General features: G+C 52.6%; 13 protein-coding genes. 9 read left to right on the forward strand and 4 right to left on the reverse strand.

From position 1 onward, the window contains the following. Window positions 1-128 precede the first annotated feature (128 nt). The 3 genes from ettA to ACGHM3_RS21350 all read left to right on the forward strand — a co-directional run bounded on the left by ettA (window position 129) and on the right by ACGHM3_RS21350 (window position 4,515). Entirely contained in the window at window positions 129-1,793 is a 1,665-nt protein-coding gene (gene ettA, locus ACGHM3_RS21340; protein ID WP_345421081.1) for an energy-dependent translational throttle protein EttA, read from the forward strand. Between the two features lie 491 nt (window positions 1,794-2,284). Next, a complete protein-coding gene (locus ACGHM3_RS21345; protein ID WP_345421078.1) occupies window positions 2,285-3,985 on the forward strand; it encodes a GMC family oxidoreductase in 1,701 nt (566 codons plus the stop codon). 197 nt (window positions 3,986-4,182) lie between these two features. Continuing rightward, complete coding sequence (locus ACGHM3_RS21350) at window positions 4,183-4,515, forward strand: PilZ domain-containing protein (protein ID WP_345421075.1); 333 nt, start codon at window positions 4,183-4,185, stop codon at window positions 4,513-4,515. On the opposite strand, the gene radA is transcribed toward ACGHM3_RS21350, so the two are convergent. Beyond that, the gene (radA, locus tag ACGHM3_RS21355) at window positions 4,512-5,885 is read right to left on the reverse strand and encodes a DNA repair protein RadA (protein WP_345421072.1); all 1,374 of its coding nucleotides are present in this window, start codon (window positions 5,883-5,885) and stop codon (window positions 4,512-4,514) included. The two genes, ACGHM3_RS21350 and radA, sit on opposite strands and share 4 nt — an antisense overlap. A 173-nt stretch (window positions 5,886-6,058) precedes the next feature. Between radA and ACGHM3_RS21360 the strand changes: the two genes are divergently transcribed. The 5 genes from ACGHM3_RS21360 to ACGHM3_RS21380 all read left to right on the forward strand — a co-directional run bounded on the left by ACGHM3_RS21360 (window position 6,059) and on the right by ACGHM3_RS21380 (window position 12,555). After that, window positions 6,059-6,763, forward strand: coding sequence for an alpha/beta hydrolase (locus ACGHM3_RS21360; RefSeq protein WP_345421069.1), 705 nt, complete (start codon window positions 6,059-6,061; stop codon window positions 6,761-6,763). A 1,305-nt stretch (window positions 6,764-8,068) separates the two neighbouring features. Next, window positions 8,069-8,506, forward strand: a complete 438-nt coding sequence (locus tag ACGHM3_RS21365; RefSeq protein WP_345421066.1) for a hypothetical protein — start codon at window positions 8,069-8,071, stop codon at window positions 8,504-8,506. Window positions 8,507-9,738: 1,232 nt separating this feature from the next. Continuing rightward, window positions 9,739-11,094, forward strand: coding sequence for a DnaT-like ssDNA-binding domain-containing protein (locus ACGHM3_RS21370; protein ID WP_345421063.1), 1,356 nt, complete (start codon window positions 9,739-9,741; stop codon window positions 11,092-11,094). Continuing rightward, on the forward strand, window positions 11,006-11,695 hold the full coding sequence (locus ACGHM3_RS21375; RefSeq protein ID WP_345421060.1) for a replication protein P: 690 nt from the start codon (window positions 11,006-11,008) through the stop codon (window positions 11,693-11,695). The genes ACGHM3_RS21370 and ACGHM3_RS21375 overlap by 89 nt, the downstream gene beginning before the upstream one ends. Before the next feature lie 50 nt (window positions 11,696-11,745). Next, window positions 11,746-12,555 (forward strand): glucosaminidase domain-containing protein, encoded by an 810-nt coding sequence (locus ACGHM3_RS21380; protein ID WP_345421057.1) that lies wholly within the window; start codon window positions 11,746-11,748, stop codon window positions 12,553-12,555. A gap of 19 nt (window positions 12,556-12,574) precedes the next feature. On the opposite strand, the gene ACGHM3_RS21385 is transcribed toward ACGHM3_RS21380, so the two are convergent. The 3 genes from ACGHM3_RS21385 to parC all read right to left on the reverse strand — a co-directional run bounded on the left by ACGHM3_RS21385 (window position 12,575) and on the right by parC (window position 16,608). After that, window positions 12,575-13,807, reverse strand: coding sequence for an HD-GYP domain-containing protein (locus ACGHM3_RS21385; RefSeq protein WP_345421054.1), 1,233 nt, complete (start codon window positions 13,805-13,807; stop codon window positions 12,575-12,577). A 165-nt stretch (window positions 13,808-13,972) separates the two neighbouring features. Further along, window positions 13,973-14,266: a PilZ domain-containing protein gene (locus tag ACGHM3_RS21390; protein WP_345421051.1), complete on the reverse strand. Its 294-nt coding sequence runs from the start codon at window positions 14,264-14,266 to the stop codon at window positions 13,973-13,975. Window positions 14,267-14,361: 95 nt separating this feature from the next. Then, entirely contained in the window at window positions 14,362-16,608 is a 2,247-nt protein-coding gene (gene parC, locus ACGHM3_RS21395) for a DNA topoisomerase IV subunit A (protein WP_345421048.1), read from the reverse strand. 250 nt (window positions 16,609-16,858) lie between these two features. On the opposite strand from parC, the gene ACGHM3_RS21400 reads away from it, so the two are divergent. Beyond that, window positions 16,859-18,511 carry an acetolactate synthase large subunit gene (locus tag ACGHM3_RS21400; RefSeq protein WP_345421046.1) on the forward strand — a complete coding sequence of 551 codons (1,653 nt, stop codon included), beginning with the start codon at window positions 16,859-16,861 and terminating at the stop codon, window positions 18,509-18,511. Window positions 18,512-18,651 lie beyond the last annotated feature (140 nt).

Raw genomic sequence — 18,651 nt, forward strand, 5'->3', positions numbered from 1 at the left:
CCGGCCATTGCGCCGGCTTTTTTGTGGCCATTTTAATCTACGCCTGCCATTCCCAAGCCCGCCCTATTGATCTACCCTAAACCATCGGTTACCGTGCCCGGCACATTTTCTGTGAGGATACTGGCCACATGGCTCAATACGTTTACAGCATGAATCGCGTTGGCAAAATCGTGCCACCGAAACGCGAAATTCTAAAAGATATTTCCCTGTCGTTTTTTCCTGGCGCCAAAATCGGCGTTCTGGGGTTAAACGGATCGGGTAAATCAACACTGCTAAAAATCATGGCCGGGGTTGATCAAGACTACAACGGCGAAGCCCGCCCAATGCCCGGTATTAGCGTTGGCTATCTGTCCCAGGAACCACAGCTAGACCCAGCAAAAGATGTGCGCGGCAACGTTGAAGAAGGCGTACAAGAAGCCGTGGATGCACTGGCTGAATTAGACCAGGTGTACGCCGCCTACGCCGAAGAGGGTGCCGACTTCGACGCCCTGGCCAAACGCCAGGCCAAGCTGGAAGACATCATTCAGGCCTGGGATGCGCACAATCTTAACAACAAACTTGAACAAGCCGCCGACGCCCTGCGCCTGCCGGCCTGGGACGCCGACGTAACCAAATTATCCGGTGGTGAACGCCGCCGTGTGGCCCTGTGCCGTTTGTTACTGTCGCGCCCGGATATGCTGCTTTTGGACGAACCCACCAACCACCTGGATGCCGAATCGGTATTTTGGCTAGAACGCTTTTTAGTGGACTTCCCCGGCACCGTGGTGGCCATTACCCACGATCGCTATTTCTTAGATAACGCCGCCGGCTGGATTTTAGAACTCGACCGTGGCCGTGGCATTCCCTATGAAGGCAATTACTCCACCTGGTTAGAAGCCAAAGAGCAACGCCTGGAGCAAGAACAAAAAACCGAGGCTTCACACCAAAAAGCCATTAAAGCCGAACTGGAATGGGTGCGCCAAAATCCCAAGGGCCGCCACGCTAAAAACAAAGCGCGTTTGGCTCGGTTTGAGGAAATGCAGTCACAGGAATTCCAAAAGCGCAACGAAACCAACGAAATCTACATCCCCCCTGGTGAGCGATTGGGCGACAAGGTCATTGAATTTAATGGCGTGAGTAAAAGCTTTGGCGACCGCGTATTAATTAACGATTTAACCTTTAGCATTCCTAAGGGCGCTATTGTGGGCATCGTCGGAGGCAACGGTGCGGGTAAATCTACCCTATTCCGTATGATTGCCGGCGAGGAACAGCCCGATGCCGGCAACATTGAAAAAGGCGATACCGTTGACGTTGCCTTTGTAGAGCAAACCCGAGAAGGCCTGGATGACAACCAAACCGTTTGGGAAGCCATCTCCGGCGGAGCCGATATTTTGCAAATCAATAACTACGAAGTCAGTTCGCGCTCCTACGTTGGCCGCTTTAATTTTAAAGGCAGCGACCAACAAAAACGCGTGGGCGAGTTATCCGGCGGTGAGCGCGGCCGCTTGCATTTGGCCAACACGCTGAAGCAAGGCGCCAACGTTTTGCTGCTGGATGAACCCTCCAACGACCTGGACGTAGAAACTCTACGCGCCTTGGAAGAAGCGCTGCTGAACTTCCCCGGTTGCGCCCTGGTTATTTCCCACGACCGCTGGTTCCTTGACCGGGTGGCCACTCATATTTTGGCCTACGAAGGCGACAGTGAAGTGGTGTTCTTTGAGGGCAACTACACGGAGTACCATGAAGACTTTGTTCAGCGCAAGGGCGAGAATGCCGAGCCCAAGCGCATGAAATACAAGCCTATCCAGGCCTAGTTCTTGACGAAGCAAACTAAGCGAAATAAAACAGCCTGTTTTTTTATTTCGACTGCGCGAAACGGCAGGGATGCCGTTTCAAGCTACCGGTCAACTAGCGGCACCTAAAACAACACCAAGCTAATACACAATACTAATCGGTTTGAATCATTTACCTGCGTGAATCTCGCCCTCCGACAGCCGCTACCCGATCATCATTAAGCTAAACCGCTCTCGGTAATAGAAAGTCAGCTTTTTTATTCCTGATCTACGCCATAATTAGTCAGCTTTTTATCTTGCTTTGATTTAAATTCCCTTTTAAGCGCCTTTTTGTCCTTTTAGCCAAAAAAAGCGTGCGCCTTTTTTGCCATTGGCGTTAAGATCTCGGCTATGGCGTAAAAGTTTTAATTCATCGGCCCAGGCCGATCACTTACCGCTCTGTATAATATTGTGCCGATGGATTGGCCTACGCTGAAACCACTTTTACTAACCGCAGTCGCGTGGTGTTAGGCATGCATATTGATACGCAGTTGCTAGAGCCGGATCAGATTATTGAATCCGATGTTTGTATTATTGGTGCGGGCCCCGCAGGCACTACTTCCGCTCAAGAATTTTTGGACAGCGATTTACGAGTAACCCTACTGGAAAGCGGCGGCTTAGAATATAACCCCCGTGCACAACAACTCAGCTCTGGCGAAATCAGCGGCGACCTTTACGAACCCATGGAAGACACCCACCTACGACAAGTAGGCGGCACCGCCAATCATTGGATTATAAAAATGGCCGACAAAGAATTCGGCTACCGCTATGCGCCTTTAAATGACGTTGACTTTAAACCCCGCGCCGCCGTGCCTAATTCTGGCTGGCCAATTACCCGCAAAGAATTAGAACCCTACTACCAGCGCGCGCATACAGCCTGTGAGATCGGGCCTTTCCGCTACCAAGCTGGCAGCTGGGACAAGCAAGGCTTTGAAACCCTCGACGTCGAAGAAAAAGGCTTGGTTAATAATTATTTTGCTTTTGGCCCTACCCGAGTATTTACTAAAACCATCCCCGAAAAAATCGCAGGGTCGAAAAACGTTAATCTCTACTACAACGCCACCGTGGTGGAGCTGCTGTGCCACGCCGACAGCGATAAAGTAAGTTGCGCGAAGGTGCGCACTTTTGATGGCAAAGAAACTTTATTCAAAGCCCAGTATTTTATTTTAGCCGGTGGCGGCTACCAAACAGCTCGCTTACTGTTAGCCTCAAACCGACAAAAATCCAATGGTCTAGGTAACGAACACGATGTGGTCGGCCGCTATTATATGGACCACAGTCTGTCACCCAGCGGCAACTTCTACCCACACGATTTGAAATTAATCAATCGCCTTGGCGTATACGACATGCGTTTGATTGATGGCGCCTCTATATTAGGCAAGCTTGGCTTCACCGAAAAAACGTTGGAAGAACAGCAACTATTGAATTTCACCGCCACGGTGTTTCCTATGCCTAAAGCGCGAGATGTCGACGCTTTGAAAGCCTTGCGCAGCATAGCCATCGACCTGAAAGGCCGCCGTTTCCCCAAACATCTACTGCGCAATGCCTACAAAGGTTTATTGGGCGGCAAACATTTAATGCATGTGCTGTTTCAATTATTAATCCACGGCGCTCCCATTATGCCGGGTTTTGGCCAGGGCGGCTGGTCCAAAACCCACGATAATCACAAAAAATTTGAGCGGTTGGAATTACTGGCGTTTGTTGAACAATCACCGATGCCGGATAACCGGGTGACCCTATCGAACGAAAAAGACGAGCTGGGCATGCCGAAATTAAAAGCGCACTATAAATGGCGAGAACAAGATTTAAAAAGCATTAGCAAAGCCGGCAAACTTATGGGCCAAGCATTAAGTGCAACCAACCTAGGCCGTTTTGTGCCCGCCGGAGATGGCAACAACCCCGTTATAGGCTCTTTGGGACTGCACCATATTATGGGCACCACGCGCATGGGCAATGACCCCGCCACCAGCGTGGTGGATAAACACTGTAAAGTCCACTCCCTGGATAATCTATACATTGCCTCCAGTTCGGTGTTTACCACCGGAGGTTATGCCAACCCTACACTGACCATTTTGGCCCTAGCCCTACGCGTGACCGACACAGTAAAAACGCGTGTCACTGCCGGTGAGGTGTCCTTCCAGAATCAACAAGAAGTGCTTGAAGCCGTAACCTGATTTGCTCGTACCCACGTTTGCTTGTATTGTGCAGTGCAATAATAAGAATCACCCGCTCAACGGAAGGCGGGCTTGCACAGTCTGGATAACAATAACTGGGCGGAAACGTTAGGCTTAACTGCAATCCACGTGGGACTTTGCACGCGGTAAACGCACTTTAGCTTCTCACACCGTCAAAGAACGACTTGCGTACCCCTATGAGTATTCACAAAGAGCGTCGCAATTTTCCTCGCATACAGTTACGTGCCAACGCGGAATTAGAAACTGCGGCCGGTCGCTGGCCCGTGCAATTGGTGGATTTATCCTTCAGCGGCGCCTTGGTGGCTTGCTCGCTGCCATTTCCGCCCTCACGCAGTGAAACCGTCACCCTGCACATAAACCTAAACCAAGATCACCCCATTCTAATGCGCGGCCATTTGGTGCACAGCAACGGCTCCTATCTAGGGCTGGAGTGCTCGCCCACCGGAGTGGATCAACGCGCCAGCCTAAGAAAATTATTCAGCCACAAAAATAACGCCACCTTGGGTTAATCCGCTAAGGCCTCTATGGCATCCGCCAGTTTTTTCACGGGTACCAGTTCCATGCCTTCAACCCCCTGCTTGGGACAATTGGCCGCTGGCACAATCGCCTTTTTAAAGCCGTGTTTGCGCGCCTCACGCACGCGCTCCTGGCCATTGGGCACCGGCCGAATCTCACCGGACAAACCCACCTCGCCGAACGCTATTAGTCCCTCTGGCAGAGGGTGATCGCGAAAGCTAGACACCACCGCCAACAACAGAGCTAAATCGGAGCTGGTTTCCACCACCTTAACGCCGCCGACGACGTTCACAAATACATCCTGATCGCCCAGGTGCAGTCCGCCATGGCGGTGCATAACCGCCAGCAACATGGCCATGCGGTTTTGCTCCAACCCCACTGCCACCCGGCGCGGGCTACCAAAGTGACTGTCGTCTACCAGAGCTTGGATTTCTACCAGCAACGGACGAGTGCCCTCCCACACCACCATCACCACAGAGCCCGAGGCGATATCCTCAGCGCGCTGCAAAAAAATAGCTGAGGGGTTGGAAACTTCACGTAAGCCTTGCTCCGTCATGGCAAACACCCCCAGCTCATTCACCGCGCCAAAGCGGTTTTTATGGCTGCGTAGGGTGCGAAAGCGGCTGTCTTGATCGCCATCCAACAAGGTGGAACAGTCGATCATATGCTCCAGTACCTTGGGCCCGGCTAAACTGCCATCCTTAGTAACGTGGCCAACCAATATCAATACCGTGCCGCTGGTTTTGGCAAAGCGGGTTAAAAACGCCGCGCACTCTCGCACCTGGGACACACTGCCCGGCGCCGATTGGATATCCGGCATATGCACCACTTGTATGGAATCCACCACCAGAATTTTAGGCTGCAACTGACTGGCCGCATGAACAATGGACTCGACGTTGGTTTCGGCCAAAAGGTTTAACTGTTCAGTGGGTAGATTTAACCGTGCCGCACGCATGGCTACCTGCTGTAGGGACTCCTCACCGGTGACATACAACGCTGGCATTTTTTCAGCCAAGCTGCAAAGTGTTTGCAGCAGCAAGGTCGATTTACCCGCACCCGGGTTGCCACCAATCAGCACTACGGAGCCGGGCACCAAACCACCCCCCAGCACTCGGTCCAACTCGCCCACCCCGGTACTCAACCGGGGCAGATCTTCCAAGCTGATATCCTTAAGCTTTTGCACCTTGGCACTGGTGGCCCCGGCGTAACCCTCAAACCGCTGGCTGCCACTTTTTTTGCCAGCCGGTGCCAGACGCACCTCGCTTAGGCTGTTCCAGGCCCCACAGTCGTTGCACTGCCCCTGCCATTTGCTGTAATCCGAACCACACTCGTTGCACACATATGCGGTTTTGCTCTTCGCCACCGGCAATCACCTTAATCGATACAAATACTGAATAAATATATAGGTATGTAGATTACCACAAACCAGAAAAAATCAATGGGGTAAAATCTATGGGGTCAGAGCCGTTTGATTTTGGCAAACGAATCCAAGTACCCTAACCGGCCCAGTATTTTCGAAGCACTAAGGCCAGCACAATGCCAAAAAATATCCCCCACCTCGCCCTACTTTCCGGCCTATTATGCGACGGCAGCGTTTGGGATGGCGTTATCGACGCTCTGGGAGATGCCGCCAAGCCAGTCGCCATTAGCTTTGCCGGCTGCACTACCATTCGGCAAATGGCGGAGAAAGTTCTAGCCAGCATGCCAGGAACATTCGCCCTAGCAGGCCATTCCATGGGCGGCCGCGTAGCGCTAGAGGTTTATCGTATGGCTCCGCAACAGATAGAGCGATTGGCGCTACTAAATACGGGCGTGCGCCCACGCACAGAAAAGGAAGTACCAGGCCGCCAGCGATTACTTGATTTAGCCGATGTAGAAGGCATGGCATCAGTGGCCCGAAGCTGGTTACCACCCATGATGTCTGAGGCCGCGCGAGGCGACTCAGGATTGATGGCACAGCTAAATACGATGATTGAGCGCCACTCCCCGGCCGAATTCCACGGGCAAATTCACGCCCTACTCGATCGGCCCGATGCCGAGCAAGTACTGGCAACCGTAACGGTACCTACGCTTCTACTCAGTGGCGACCAAGACCAATGGAGCCCGGTGGCCCAGCACCAAGCCATGCAGCAAATATTACCCCACGCCACGCTGGTGGCTTTGGCGGGCGTCGGCCATATGTCCACCGTAGAAGCGCCGGTTCAAATTGCCAATGCTTTGGAACAATGGCTTACGGGCTAAAGCCCAACTAAGACAACAGTCAAAACCATTACCCAATTAAAATAAGTGCTTCTATAAGATTACTACCCGTGATCTTAGTATCGGTATTTTTAAGCTTGATGGGCTGCGATCGCTACCAGAACTTAGTTGAGTCACTGGCGTTCCCACAATCCTCATTGGAAAAATTCGGCGCCACAAAATAAAATACAACGCCGTTCAATATAATAATAAAACAGAGTTCGTAGTTTTTTTCACGTTAGCTGGTATTTTCCTAGGGCCTGTTGACACTAATTCGGAGCCTCTGTTGAGTCAGGAAATAGTCCAATCTAGGCGCGAACCGCGAAGTTTGGTGGGCCCAAATAAGCGGTGAGCAACAACGAGTGGGCTATTTCCTGGCTCAACCCGTAGGGCTGGAGCCAGCTTCCCGCTCAACGTTGTTGCCAATCGCTCATGTAGGCCCACTACATTTCACGCTTGGCGCCTAGTTGAACGGAAAGCTGGTCTCCAGCAGTGGTGCCAAATTAGTGTCAACAGGCCCTAGCACCTCGGAGCTCTTACGGCAGCCTTGGCAATTCGCAGTAGCGTTTATTTGTGAAACATTTGCTTAATGCAATAGACTAACGCCCCCCTGCAACACCAACGCCGCTTACACAGGCTTTAAGCTTGCACCATTTAACGACAGACGAGAACGCTTATGTACGGCAAGGGCTACCTATTCGGCATTGGTTTAGCCGTGATACTTTGGTTATTAATACGGCAAGTTGACAAACGCTACTACCAAAGAAAGCACGCATTAATCCAGCAACGGCTTAATACGAAAAGACTGCAAAAAAAGCCGGCATTTAAGACACCCAAAGAGCCCAATTGAACGTTAACGGTGGTGCTTTAGGATTAATTGAGGCGCCCCTGCACTCAACGCACTATCAATCTTAGCTGACATTGTGAGCGATAATTTCGCCAAAGCCTCTATGTAAATGTACGGCAAGAATCGCTCAGCGTTATTGCGACATAATAGCCGGGAGAGACACGATCAACGCACGCTTGGAGGACAATGACGTCAACAATGGTTCACTTTTCATTGAGCAAGCTTCCTACCCTAATGCTTACGCATTTTTTAATCTCATGCTCAGCGCAGCTAGAAACCAATCGCAACCCCGAACCTGCCATTTACACAAATGGCCACACACTGACCTATATTGGCGAAATTACCAAACGCAAAATAAAACACTGTTTCGGGCATTCAATGACTACAGAGGGCCAAAAACTCTCACGATAAATAGCTTGGGGGGAGATGTTATGGCCGGGATAGAGCTAGGCAACTGGGTATTGGAAAACAACTTGGATGTGGAGATTGTAAATACATGCGCCTCATCCTGCGCAAACCATGTTTTCCCAGCCGGTAAAAGAAAAATACTAAATAGCGACGCTGTGTTGCTATGGCACGGCAGCTCGTTTCAGCCTGATATCGATGCCTTAGTTCAATCGGGTGATCAGTTCGCCCAAGAGTGGAGAGAGACCGAAACAACTTTTTGGAAAAGAATCGGCCTAAGCCCTAACATTGCCACCTGTGGTTTATCACAGGCGCCGGCGTTTGGCAGGCTTCTACACTTGCTTAGAATCACCTCGCTCAAGGGCTTTGATTACTCGATCAAAGATATGCACAGGTTCGGCCTCACAGGTGTAGACGTATCAGGTGGGCAGTGGTCGGGAACGACTAGCGGCAAATTCCGCGGTGCGTTTAGAGCAAAGTTCTGCAAAAAATAAAAATCCCCTTTAATTAAGCCAGCCTACTTCATCAAAAAACAAGCCTAAACTCAATCGTAACGGCCGAATACCACCCTGTATTAATCACCCCAAGAAATGACGTGGGTGTCTTAATAAGAAGACATCACAGACCCTACCGCCTAGCACACCGCTTCAGCTTGGTTGCGAAGCTCCGAGCTCAATTAACGCCACACTTAATATGGATGTCTTGTTAAGGACCTTGTTAAGGACCTTGTTAAGGACCTTGTTAAGGAGGACTAGCATGGGTGTCTCGATAAGAAGACACCAAGAAAAAACGTGGGTGTCTCGATAAGCGTTGTTGCGAAGCACCGTACCCAACTACCACCGCGCCTAACATGGGTGTCTTGATAAGAGAAAACGGGGGGTGTCTCGATAAGAAGACATTACAAACCCTACCGGTCAGCACACCGTTTCAGCTTCGCAGCCAAGTTGTAAGACTGTGTGCGGCAGGGATGCCGCACTCAAGCCTCCAGGGACGGATTCACGGCGGGTCTTACAGCTTGGTTGCGAAGCACCGTGCCCAACTAACGCTACGCTTAACATGGGTGTCTTGATAAGAAGGGCTGTACCCAACTAACACCGCTCTTAAAATGGGTGTCTTGATAAGGAGGGCTAACATGGGTGTCTCGATAAGCACTTAATATGGATGTCTTGTTAAGGACCTTGTTAAGGACCTTGTTAAGGACCTTGTTAAGGAGGACTAGCATGGGTGTCTCGATAAGAAGACACCAAGAAAAAACGTGGGTGTCTCGATAAGCGTTGTTGCGAAGCACCGTACCCAACTACCACCGCGCCTAACATGGGTGTCTTGATAAGAGAAAACGGGGGGTGTCTCGATAAGAAGACATTACAAACCCTACCGGTCAGCACACCGTTTCAGCTTCGCAGCCAAGTTGTAAGACTGTGTGCGGCAGGGATGCCGCACTCAAGCCTCCAGGGACGGATTCACGGCGGGTCTTACAGCTTGGTTGCGAAGCACCGTGCCCAACTAACGCTACGCTTAACATGGGTGTCTTGATAAGAAGGGCTGTACCCAACTAACACCGCTCTTAAAATGGGTGTCTTGATAAGGAGGGCTAACATGGGTGTCTCGATAAGCAAACATGGGTGTCTCGATTGGCATTCACCCGCTTTAGATTGGCAGTCGCGTCTGGTGACTCGGCCGCTTGCCGCGGTAAACTACGCAGCCAGAGATTACACCGAGCTTTACCATGCCGTCACAGCCCCTACCCGAGCGCCCTATTACTGTTTCTCCGCGATTGGCCTGCCAGTTGGGGCTGGAGGGCGCTACTTTGGTTGCGATTTTGGCGGATTACGCCTTTCATCAGCCGGCCCGCATCCGCAATGGTTACCGCTGGTACCGATTAACCCAGGAACAAGCCGGGCACCTGATGCCGTTTTGGAACGGGCAGGATATCCAGCGCATCACGCAAACCCTGCGCAGCCAGGGGCTACTGCTCCTGGCCTCTGCCCCCTTTGCCGCCAGCGGCGAGCTCAAATTTGCCTTTAACCAAAAAGTAGACGAAAACCAAAGCCCGGCGCCGGTAAAACAAGATGTGCCGATGGTGGCTGCCAGCCCCATCGCCGCGCACTGGTCCCCTGGAAGCGAGATCACCGCCCGCCTGGCCGAGCACAACATACCCGATGCCTTTATCCGTGAGCTGGTGCCGGAATTCGTTACCTACTGGCGCGAACGCGGTGACAGCCAACGCTCCTGGGGGGCCAAATTTCAGTCATTTTGCGTGCGCCGCTGGCGCCAATATGAAGACCGCCGCGCCCGCGAGCAAAAAATGCAAGCGGCACAAACGCCACTTCCGGAGCAGTGGCAGCCAGACGACCACGTACTCAAACAACTCAGCCAAGAAGGCATCCCCATGGCGTACATCAACGATTGCGCCAGTCGCTTCCGCCTCTACTATCGCGAAACCGGCGCAGTGATGTCGTCCTGGGCTATGACCTTCTACGCCTGGGTAAAACGCGACTGGGAAGAAAAACAAACCCCATTTTTACCCAACCGCAAACCGGTAGCCATGAGCAACGACTGGCGCCCGGCGGAGCACAGCGTTGAATATTTAAAGAAAATGGAAGTGGACGACCAGTTCATCGAAGATTGCGTGCCGGAATTTATCCACAAGTGGATCGAACAGGGCTCCTATCGCAACAACTGGGGTGACCTCTTCTGCCAGCACGTCGGCACTCAGTGGAATTTTTTACGCCAGGGCATCACCCCAACCAAGGTAGCCACCTTGATCACCGACCAATGGCAACCCTCACCGGAGTGTGTTGAGCTGCTGCAAAACCAGTGCGAAATGCCTGGCGAATTCATTCAGTCACAACTGCCCGAGTTTGTTTTATACTGGCGCAATCGCTCGGAACCTAGACACAGCTGGGATAGCATCTACATACGCCACTTAAAGTATATTTGGGCACGACAAAATCAACTGGGCAGCAACGCCAACGGGAATGCACTGACTCCTCATGAAAGACAGCAAGCAAGTGATCGACCAAGTAGCACAAGAGATGCGTCACTCGCAGCCCGACTCACCGATCGCAGCTGGGCCTACTGATAACCACCCCAACGGTGGCCAAAGCAGCCGGCCGAAACCACCGCCGGCGCTTATCGATGCAATCAACCAAGTGTTTAGCTTGTTTAGCCTGAACTATCACAACCAGTACTACGCCGCCTACAAAGACACCGAGCGCGAAATCCAGGCGAAACGCCTGTGGCTAGAGGCCCTCCGCGGGTTTGAACCCTCAGTGCTGTTGCAGGCGGCCAAATCGGTGATGGTGCACAACGAATACCTACCCACCCTGCATACCATGTTGGAGCACTGCCAAAAACAACTGGGCGAGGCCTTGCCCGATGTCCACGCGGCCTACGTTGAAGCCTGCCGCGCACCCAATCCCAAGGCCTCCGCCAGATGGAGCCACCGGGCGGTGTATCACGCCGGCCGCATGGCCGACTGGTACTTTTTGGCCACCACCAGCGAGGCCACGGCGTTTCCGATATTTCGCCGTCATTACAACGAGATTTGCCAGCGTGTGCGCGACGGCGAGCAACTGCCGGAGCCCAATTATTTGGCACTACCAGAAGAGACCGAAACCGGTTTGAGCAAGTCGGAAAATCTAGAAAAGCTCAACCAACTGCGCAAAGACCTAGATCTGTAACCCAGATCTTTAGTCCAGACCTGTAATCCCCCGCTTGTAGAGAATACCCCATGCCCCGCGCGCCTTTCCTAACAGCCCTTGCACTGCTATTGCCAGCCGGCTTGCTGGCGGCGGTGTTCGGCCTAGAACATAACGCTCGCCAGCCATCGCCACCGTCACTTTTGGAGCGACCGGCGGCTCCGAAGCCAGGCCCGGCGCCGGATTTTGCCAGCATTGAAGACGTCTCTGAGAAAAAGCAGGCCTTTGTTGACTACCTGCTGCCACTGATTCGCTACCACAACGATCTATTGCGCTGGCAGCGGGGGCAGTTACAGCAGATTCAAAACCGACGGGAAAAAGGCCAAAAGCTCAGCTCCGAACAGCAAAGCCTACTGGAGCAACTGCAACAAACGTTTGAGAGCCAAGAAGTGAGTGATCTACTGGCCAAAGTGGATACTATTCCAGCCTCTTTGGTGTTGGCCCAGGCTGCCACGGAAAGCGGCTGGGGCAGCTCCCGCTTTGCGCGCGAGGGAAACAACTATTTTGGTCAGTGGTGTTACCAGGTCGGCTGCGGTATTAAACCGGCCCAGCGGGCGACGGGAAAATCCCACGAGGTGAAACGTTTTAACAGCGTAACGAGCTCGGTACGCGCCTACTTTAACAACTTAAATACCAACCCCGCCTACCAGCAGCTGCGCCAATTGCGTCAGCAAACCCGAGATTCTGGGCAGCGGCTAACGGGGGTTCTAATGGCCGCAGGATTGGCCAAGTACTCCGAGAAAGGCGACGACTACATCGACTACCTTCGCTCGATGATCAACAGTAACGGCTGGGGAAAACTGGATGCCAGCGCCCAGCAGTTAGCGGACGCCAGCGAGTAGGACTGACTAGCGGGGTGGGTTATTCGATGGCTGAGTTGAGCAGCGCCTGCAAATCCAATTTGGTTTGTGCTGGGTCCACCGCTTTCTCGATGCACACCTCATCTTGCTTGGCTAGTAGGTCCAACTCAAAAGGCTCTAACGCCGCTTTCTTTTTAACGTCGTACACCACCGTCACCACGGGCTTATCCATGGCATCCGGGTTAACCGATTGCACCACCGCAATGCGCTGATTGTTGAGCAGCACCAAGCAGCCCGACGGGTACACACTTAAGCAACGAATAAACTGGTAAACAAAGGTTTTATCCAAGTGGCGCTCATCGCTCCACTCGAGCATTTTTTTCAACGCCGTGGACGGCGGCATGCCGCGGTGATACACCCGGTCTGCGGTGACGGCATCGTAAACATCAGCCACCGCAGCCATACGGCTGTGCATGGGTAACTGATCTTCAGCCAAACCCCGCGGGTAACCCGAGCCATCCATGCGTTCATGGTGGTGGGCGACAATGTCGAGAATCTCTGGCGCCAAATCCGGCACTGGCCCCAAAATGGCTTCGCCGTACGTAACGTGCCGCTTCATCTCTTCCCATTCGTGGTTTTCTAGTTGGCCGGGCTTGTGCAAAATGGCATCGTCGATTTTGATCTTGCCCACATCGTGCAGCAACGCGCCACTGACCAGGGTTTGCAGATCATCGCCGCTGACACCCACCGACGAAGCCAACACCCCCATCAACACACTGACATTGAAAGAATGTTCCAAAAGATAGCGATCTTTGCAGCGAAGATGGGTTAAACATAGGAGCGCGTTTTGGTTTTTCTCTAGGGATTGCAACACCGCGCCTGCGGTTTCCTGGGCCGGGCCAACCTCAACGGGCTTACCCATTTTGGCATCTTGCATCACTTTATTAACGAGCTCATGGGCCTCATTTTGAATTTCTTTGGCCAGCTCCAACTCTTCATCAAAGGCCACTTTGGGTGTCGGCCGGTGGTAGGGCTTTTTAACCAGTGATGCAATATCTTTTTTTTGCTGCTGAATAATGGCTTCTTGTTCCACACCTGCTTCGGTGCCCTTGCCTTTTTCCACATCGATATAAAGGTCAGTAACACCCAACTTGATAATCTGTTCGATGACCCTCGGGTTTTTCACCCAGCCTTTACGAGCAAAATTATTATCCGGCACCCAAGCATTGCTAACATCGGCGATGTACATGCCAACTTCGAGAGCATCAACAGGAATACGCTTTATTTGCGACATTAAATTCAAAATCCGTAAGAAAAGATCCGGCGGCGCGAGTCGGAGAATGCGCCATCAAAATGAGTATAGACCGTCCGTGGTCTAGGTTCCTGGCGGGATATCAAAAAAGGAAAAGTTAGAAAAGCATCCTAATTTGGATGAAAAATGCGCAACACTGACTACTAATTACGCAATAAACTTAAGGCCCAATCCTTGTTTGTCGGCTCTTACAACTTGGGTATTAACGGTTTTGGATGTGGGAAGACCAGACACCACACGCACTGAAACGGTGGCACCAACAGCAATGGGTTTAACGATCTCAGACTCAAGAGCAATGTAAACACCAGAATCAGAGACGTCCTGGCAAACTGCTTGGTATTGGCCCAGTGTCGGGTGGTCTAACACCAGCCGACAAGAGTAGTACGTTCGCAGATCGTGACGCTTTTCGATGCTTTCAACTTCAGTAGCACTAGCTTTCATGTGTTTCCCCTCTTATGTAATAGTTTTTTTACGGGAAGGGCCAGTATAGAGCAAAAAACAACCAATTTACTTTAATTTACAGTGCCAAATTCGACTCATTGAACGTCAATAGAATCGACCTTCTGCGATCCGCGCGGCAGTTTAAGCCCTCTTCGGCCACGTTCACCTACATACTCGTTGAGTTCGGCGAACTTCATCGACTTTTTCTTTTTGCCGCTATAAAGGGTTAACACCTGCTTAGATGTTAAAACTGTGACGGCCACCACAAATTCCAAACGTTCTTCAACCCTAGCACCGGCAATATTGATGATCTTGTTACCTTTACCTCGCGCCAATTGCGGCAGCTCCGCCACCGGGAATGCCAACAAACGCCCCTCGTTGGTAATGGCCGCCACCAGGGCCGTGTCGTCCTCTGGCACCAGCACCGGCGGCATCACCCGAGCACCTTTGGGCAAGTTGAGCAGGTTTTTACCCTTGCTGTTTTTACTGGTCATGTCATCGAGGGTGGTGATAAAACCGTAGCCAGCATCGCTGGAGATGATTAACTTTTGGCTGCCTTCACCCATGATGAGCCCTTCAAAGGTAGCGCCACTGGGCGGATTAAGCCGGCCGGTAACAGGCTCGCCCTGCCCCCTGGCCGAAGGCAGGGTATGCGAGGCAAGGGAATAGCTCCGCCCAGTGGAGTCGATCAAAACCGTTGGCTGATTGCTCTTGCCGCGCGCGGCAAACTTAAAGTTATCGCCGGATTTATAACTCAAGGCGGCTGGGTCGATGTCGTGCCCCTTGGCGGAACGAATCCAGCCCTTATCTGACAGAACCACGGTAATCGGGTCTGAAGTCAGCAGATCTTGCTCGCTAAGCGCCTGGGCCTCGGCCCGCTCAACGATGGGTGAGCGACGATCATCGCCAAACTTATCGGCGGCGGCCAACAGTTCTTTTTTCACCAGCGTTTTTAGGCGACGGTCGGACGACAAGGTTTTGTTGAGGTCGTCACGTTCCTTTTCCAGCGCCTCTTGTTCCTCAAGGATTTTCATTTCTTCCAGGCGCGCCAACTGCCGCAGACGGGTATCCAAAATGTAATCCGCTTGCATTTCGATCAGATCAAAACGCTCCATCAACACCGGCTTGGGGTGATCCTCGGTGCGAATGATATGGATGACCTCATCCACATTGAGGTACACCAGCATTAAGGCCGCCAGGCGCAGCAAGCGCTCTTCAACTTTCTCTAAGCGGTACTGCAAACGGCGGCGCACGGTGTCCTGGCGGAACACTAGCCACTCGCTGAGCATAGTATTCAACGCCTTAACCTTGGGTTTCCCGTCGATGCCGATGACGTTTAAGTTTACTCGGTAGCTACGTTCTAGATCCGTTGTAGCAAACAGGTGGTTCATCACCTGCTCTGCATCCACGCGATTGGTACGCGGCACAATGACTAGGCGAGTCGGGTTTTCGTGGTCCGATTCGTCGCGCAGGTCGGCCACCATAGGTAGCTTTTTGGCCTGCATCTGGTTAGCGATCTGCTCCAGAATTTTTTCACCACTGCTTTGGAAGGGCAGCGCAGTAACCACGATATCACCATCTTCTCTGCCCCAAATGGCGCGCATGCGCAGAGCACCACGACCGGTTTGGTATATTTTTAACAGATCATTTTTGCCAGTGATGATTTCGGCATCGGTGGGCATATCCGGGCCCGGGATAAACTCGCACAATTCCTCTACCGAGGCCTTGGGATTTTCCAGCAGATGTACAGTAGCGTTAACCACCTCGCGCAGATTGTGCGGAGGGATGTCTGTGGCCATACCCACAGCAATACCCGTGGTACCGTTGAGCAGCACGTTGGGCACCTGGGCCGGCAATACTTTGGGCTCGTCCAGGGTGCCATCAAAATTGGGCAGCCACTCCACTGTGCCCTGGCCTGCCTCGGCCAACAGCACCTCAGCGTACTTTGCCAACCGGGCTTCGGTGTAACGCATGGCTGCGAAGGATTTGGGGTTATCCGGGCTACCCCAGTTACCCTGGCCGTCGACCAACGGGTAGCGATAGGAAAAAGGCTGCGCCATTAGCACCATGGCTTCGTAGGCGGCACTGTCGCCGTGTGGGTGGAACTTACCGATCACATCGCCCACGGTACGAGCAGATTTTTTAAATTTGGCATTATTGGCCAGGCCCAGCTCGCTCATGGCGTACACGATACGGCGCTGCACCGGCTTGAGGCCGTCACCAAGATGCGGCAGGGCGCGGTCCAAAATCACGTACATGCTGTAATCGAGATAGGCTTTTTCAGTAAACGCTTTCAGGGCGATGGACTCTTCACCATCGTCGCCAATGATCAAATCGGTCATGAAGTTCCTTAAGGGGCTGTTGGCTTTTGGCCGTGCACAATGCCGGGCTAGCGCTGGCTTATACCAAAGCTGGCCCACGCGGGCAATTTATTGGCCGAAATCTTTGCAATTTACCCTACCGGCCTTGCGCTAATGAAACCAATAGCCAATGGCGCCTTCCAATACCATCACCTTGGTGCGAAACTACTAATATTTGCCCCGCCCAGGGCACCCGTTCGTTTCGCAAGATCACGGCTCGCAAGGAGAATCCATGAAAGCCTCCGACCTAATGGTCCAATGTTTGGAAGAAGAAGGAATAGAATATATTTTCGGTGTGCCAGGAGAGGAAAACGCCGACTTTATGATGTCTTTGGAGGCCTCTGACCAAATCCGGTTTATTCTTACCCGCCACGAACAGGGCGCGGCGTTTATGGCCGAAGTCTATGGCCGCCTCACCGGCAACCCCGCCGGCTGCCTGGGCACCCTAGGCCCCGGCGCCACCAACCTAATCACAGGCGTTGCCGATTCCAATATGGACCGCGCGCCCATGCTGGTGCTCACCGGCCAGGGTGCCTCTACCCGCCTGCACAAAGAGTCACACCAAGTGATGCAGGTAGTGGACATGTTTGAGCCGGTCACCAAATGGGCCACCACCGTGTGGCACCCAGAAAACATCCCAGAAATTATCCGCAAGGCCGTACGCTTGGCGCGCACCGAGAAACCCGGTGCCGTACACATTGAGCTGCCGGAAGACATCGCCAAACTGTGGGCACCCAAAGAGCCCCTAAAAGTGAAAAAATTTCGTCGCCCGGTGCCGGACGAGAAAATCATTAACCTTGCCTTTGAGCGCATCAAAAAAGCCAAATGCCCAGTGATTATTGCCGGTAACGGCTGCATCCGCCGCCGCGCTAGTAAACAGCTGCGTCTGCTGTGCGAAAAAACCGGCATCGGTGTTATTAGCACCTTTATGGCCAAAGGTTGCGTCGATATGCGCGAGGACTATAGCCTCTACACCATCGGCCTTGGTTCCAAGGACATACCGGCTTGCGCCGTGGATGCCGCCGATTTAGTCATCACCCTGGGGTACGACATGGTTGAGTACCACCCCAAACTGTGGAACCCCGGCGCCGACAAGGACGTACTGCACATTGATTTTCTACCCGCTGAAATCGACGAAAACTACGACCCTTCCGTAGAAATCGTAGGAGACCTCGCCCACGCGTTGTGGATGCTCAACGAGCGCATCGACGCCCACGGCCCACTCGACTTTGACCTATCATCCCAACAGGCGGTGCGGCGCGATATGACCGCCGAGCTTGAAGCCCATAAGGACGACACCGGTGAAGGCCCCATCCGGCCGCAAAAAGCCCTGTGGGACGCACGCCAGGTGCTGAACGATGAAGACATTCTATTGAGCGATGTAGGCGCCCACAAAATGTGGATTGCCCGCCACTGGATTGCCCACGAGCCAAACACTTGCCTGATCCCCAACGGCTTTTGCTCCATGGGCTTCGCACTACCCGGCGCGCTGGCGGCGAGTTTGGTGTATCCAGAGCGTAAAATCCTCGCCATTTGTGGAGACGGCGGGTTTATGATGAACGTTCAAGAGATGGAAACCGCCGCCCGGTTGGGTACCAAACTAACGGTGATGGTATGGGAAGACGGTGGCTACGGGCTGATTGGCTGGAAACAAGACAACGAGTTTGGCCGCCATACTGACCTGGCGTTTTCCAACCCAGACTGGCTGCAATTGGCCCAGGCCTTTGGCTGGAACGGACACCTGTGCACCCGCGCCGAAGATCTGCAAAGCACCCTGAGAGAGGCCACTGAAGAAGACGGTCCAAGCCTTGTGGTTATCCCCATCGATTATCGAGAGAATGTAAAACTGACGAAAAAACTCGGTGAGATGGCCTGTCCTATTTAGGTTGGGTTCAACTAACCTACTTTATACCAATAGGCGTTTCATCCGGCACACTTTAAAATACGTATTTGATGTGATGCTTGAGAACACCGTAACGCACTAATAAAACAGCGCGTGCTTGTTACAAGCGCTGTAAGACTAAA

This window comes from Halioxenophilus aromaticivorans, assembly GCF_042850945.1.
GTDB lineage: Bacteria > Pseudomonadota > Gammaproteobacteria > Pseudomonadales > Cellvibrionaceae > Halioxenophilus > Halioxenophilus aromaticivorans.